The sequence below is a fragment of the Bacteroidota bacterium genome, from assembly GCA_030706565.1.
GTDB lineage: Bacteria > Bacteroidota > Bacteroidia > Bacteroidales > JAUZOH01 > JAUZOH01.
Genome location: JAUZOH010000372.1, coordinates 1 through 3680, shown reverse-complemented (window position 1 = coordinate 3680; position 3680 = coordinate 1). Strand labels below are relative to the sequence as shown.

Annotated in this window: 5 protein-coding genes; all 5 read left to right on the top strand. The window is 40.1% G+C overall.

Features of this window, described 5'->3' with window-relative positions:
- Positions 1-498: hypothetical protein (locus tag Q8907_14265; GenBank protein ID MDP4275436.1), on the top strand; the 498-nt coding region annotated here is incomplete at its 5' end.
- Between the two features lie 120 nt (positions 499-618).
- Positions 619-1602: a mannose-6-phosphate isomerase gene (locus Q8907_14260; GenBank protein MDP4275435.1), complete on the top strand. Its 984-nt coding sequence runs from the start codon at positions 619-621 to the stop codon at positions 1600-1602.
- A 33-nt stretch (positions 1603-1635) separates the two neighbouring features.
- Positions 1636-2028: a thioesterase family protein gene (locus Q8907_14255; GenBank protein MDP4275434.1), complete on the top strand. Its 393-nt coding sequence runs from the start codon at positions 1636-1638 to the stop codon at positions 2026-2028.
- A 3-nt stretch (positions 2029-2031) separates the two neighbouring features.
- Positions 2032-2634, top strand: a complete 603-nt coding sequence (yihA, locus tag Q8907_14250; protein MDP4275433.1) for a ribosome biogenesis GTP-binding protein YihA/YsxC — start codon at positions 2032-2034, stop codon at positions 2632-2634.
- A gap of 95 nt (positions 2635-2729) precedes the next feature.
- A complete protein-coding gene (locus Q8907_14245; GenBank protein ID MDP4275432.1) occupies positions 2730-3668 on the top strand; it encodes a ribose-phosphate pyrophosphokinase in 939 nt (312 codons plus the stop codon).
- The last annotated feature ends 12 nt before the right edge of the window (positions 3669-3680 follow it).

Sequence of the window (3680 nt, the reverse complement as noted above, 5' to 3'; positions counted from 1 at the left end):
GCGGCAGTGGATTTTTACAATAATCTGAAAAAATCGCAAGTTCCGGTAGTAAATGTTACTCAACCCGGTATGGTTATTCAGATTGACCGGACAAAATTTAAAATTTTAAGTGTAACCAATGAAGATCTGACTACCAATCCTTACAACAATTCAAGTATGGTTATAAGGGCTTGGGATTCAAAAAAGTCGATATTGTTTTTGGGCGATGCCGGGCGTGAGGAAGGCGACCGTTTGTTAAAGGGGCCCTTTCGAAAGGATTTAGATTGCGACTATTTGCAAATGGCACATCACGGGCAAAAAGGGGTGAGCAAGGATTTTTACAGGACTATAAAATTCAGCGCCTGTTTATGGCCTTCTCCTTCATGGGTTTATAATAATGATGCCGGGAAGGGATATAATACACACACATTTGAAACTGTCGAAATCCGTAATCTTGTAGATTCCCTGGGAATAAAGAAAAATTATGTAAGCTGTAAAGGATTGTGTAAAATTGAATAAACCCAACGGGATAGTTCCTGTATCTTCAAAATATATGAGCGGAAATTTGAAAAATATCGCCCCGGCTTTTTACCTTTGTTGAATTATTCAGAAAAATCAGTCGCTTTAAATTTAAAATAAATGAATCAGTTATATCCGTTAAAATTCAGGCCCATTCTCAAGGAAACCATCTGGGGAGGTAATAAATTAGGCAGTTTGTTGCATAAATCCGTAAAGGCAGGTTCTAAGGTTGGAGAAAGCTGGGAAATATCCGGTGTGGAGGGTAATGTATCAGTGGTTACCAATGGCTTTTTGAAAAACAATTCACTCGAAGAATTGGTGGAAGTGTACATGGGCGATCTGGTCGGAGATAAGGTCTATGATCATTTCGGGACTGAATTTCCCTTATTGATCAAATTTATTGATGCCACGGATGTGTTGTCCATTCAGGTTCATCCCAACGACGAGCTGGCTGCCGAACGGCATAATTCATTCGGCAAAACGGAGATGTGGTATATCATGGAATCCGATAAGGGTGCCGAACTGATCAGCGGATTTAACAAGAAGATTGATAAGGAAACCTACTTGGAGCATTTCAATCATAAGACCCTGAAAGACATATTGAATTCCGAAAAGGCCGAAAAAGGGGATGTCTTTTTCATCCCTGCCGGCAGGGTTCATGCCATCGGAAAGGGAATACTGCTGGCCGAAATACAGCAGACTTCCAATATTACTTACAGAATATATGACTGGGACAGGGTGGATGCTCAGGGCAAAGGCCGGGAATTACACACCGGACTGGCTGTTGATGCCATCGATTATAATTTCTATCCGGATTATAAAACGGTTTATCAGTCCAAACCCAACCAGCCCAACACGGTGGTCGATTGTAACTATTTCACCACCAATGTACTGCAATTCGACAAGATTGTTGACCGCGACTATTTCAAACTGGATTCTTTCGTTATTTATATTTGCACGGAAGGTGAGGCGAAGATAGATTATTCAGAAAAGGAATCAATAAAAATCAGCCAGGGGGAGTCCATCCTGCTTCCTGCCGTTTTGAAAGATATCCGTTTAGAGCCCATAAAGCCAACTACTCTGCTTGAAGTTTACATCAAATAATTATTTTCGGATCAAAAAAATTGTAAATTTGTAATGATGGCTTTTGATATAAAGATTGGACTGGAAAATGTTGTTGAAAAGTCGGTGGTTTTTGATGATACGGCAGCAAAATTTGGTTCCGGTTTATTGGAAATTTTTTCTACACCCGCTTTGCTGGCTCTAATGGAAGATGCCTCTTATCATGCGGTTTTGCCTTGTTTGCCGGAAGAGTACACTACAGTCGGGACAGAAGTTAATATCAAACATCTGAAAGCCGTGCCTATTGGAGGAAAAGTCAGGGGTAAAGCCGTTCTCAGACAGGTTGAAGGAAATAAACTATTATTTGAGGTTACTGCTTTTGATGGCGAAAACAATATAATAGGCGAGGGGACACATACCCGTTATATTATTGAAATAAATAGATTTTTAAAACAATTCCAATCCTAATTAATGGTCATCAGTTCTGCAAAATTTATCTGTTCCAATACTGAGTGGGGAAAATGTCCGCAGTCAGGGTTGCCCGAATATGCCTTTATCGGCCGTTCCAATGTGGGTAAGTCGTCGCTGATCAATATGCTTACCCGGCAAAATGGGTTGGCAAAGATCTCTTCAACGCCAGGTAAAACATTGACGATCAATCATTTTCTGATCAATGAAAACTGGTACCTGGTCGATTTACCCGGTTATGGTTATGCCAAAGTTTCATGGAAAATCAGGGAAACTCTGCAAAAATCAATAGAGTCGTACATATTGAACAGGCAGGAGATGTTATGCCTTTTTGTATTGATTGATACGCGGCATGAACCTCAGGAGAATGACCTGGATTTTATTCAATGGCTGGGCGAAAACGGGATTCCTTTTGTCCTGGTGTTTACCAAAGTGGATAAGGTCAGTGAAAACGAAAAGCAAAAACATATCAACGAATATAAAGCTGAGCTTCAGAAGACCTGGGAAAATCTGCCCATAATTTTCCTGACTTCTTCTGCAAAAAAAATTGGACGTGACGATATTCTTGATTTCATTGAAAATACCAATAAAAATGTGCAAAATTGATCACTGAATAATTTTTTATTTCAAAGTGGTGAATTATAAACTGATATTTTATACATTTGCAGTCCCAAAAAATTAGAAAGCAAAAACCTTATTCAATGGACAAAAATACACCCATTAAATTTTTTTCTGGTTCGGCCTCAACTTATATAGCCGAAAAAATCGTAAAAAGTTTTGGAACTGAACTTGGGAAAATAAGACTTGAAAGATTTAGTGACGGTGAATTTCAACCCTACTATGAAGAATCGGTCAGGGGCTCTTCTGTTTTTATTATACAGTCAACCTTCCCGCCAGCAGACAATTTGTTTGAATTGTTGTTGTTGATAGACGCCGCCAAAAGGGCATCTGCTTCGAGGATCGTTGCGGTGATTCCTTATTTGGGTTATGCCCGCCAGGATAGAAAGGACAGGCCCAGAACTTCAATTGGTGCCAAACTGGTGGCCAATTTGTTGACCACTGCAGGAGTAGACCGGGTGTTGACCATGGACCTGCATGCTGATCAGATTCAGGGATTCTTTGATGTCCCTGTGGATCATGTTTATGCTTCCTCTATTTTTGTCCCTTATCTGAAGAGTCTCAACCTGGATGACCTTGTCATTGCAGCTCCGGATATGGGAGGTACCAAAAGGGCTAATGCTTATTCCCGTTTCCTGAAAGCCGATATGGCCATTGGTTACAAAGTAAGAAAGAAAGCCAATGAGGTTGATCATATTAAGGTGATCGGGGAAGTGAAAAATAAAAACGTGGTGATTATTGACGATATGATTGACACTGCCGGTACTATTACCATCGCTGCAAATGTAATTGCAGATCTGGGCGCCAAGAGCGTCAGGGTAATGGCTACTCATCCTGTTTTGTCGGGTTCGGCTTACGAACGTATAGAAAAGTCCGCCATAGAGGAATTGGTCGTAACCGATTCCATACCCTTGACACAAACCTGCAGCAAGATTAAAGTGTTGACTATTGCTGATATGTTTGCAGATGTCATTAATAAAGTATATAATTATCAGTCGATCAGTTCGAGTTTTATCTTTTAAGTTATTATATTT

Coding starts and splice junctions, on each gene's coding strand:
- Q8907_14260 (MDP4275435.1), top strand. CDS start 619: ATGAATCAGTTATATCCGTTAAAATTCAGGCCCATTCTCAAGGAAACC.
- Q8907_14255 (MDP4275434.1), top strand. CDS start 1,636: ATGATGGCTTTTGATATAAAGATTGGACTGGAAAATGTTGTTGAAAAG.
- yihA (MDP4275433.1), top strand. CDS start 2,032: ATGGTCATCAGTTCTGCAAAATTTATCTGTTCCAATACTGAGTGGGGA.
- Q8907_14245 (MDP4275432.1), top strand. CDS start 2,730: ATGGACAAAAATACACCCATTAAATTTTTTTCTGGTTCGGCCTCAACT.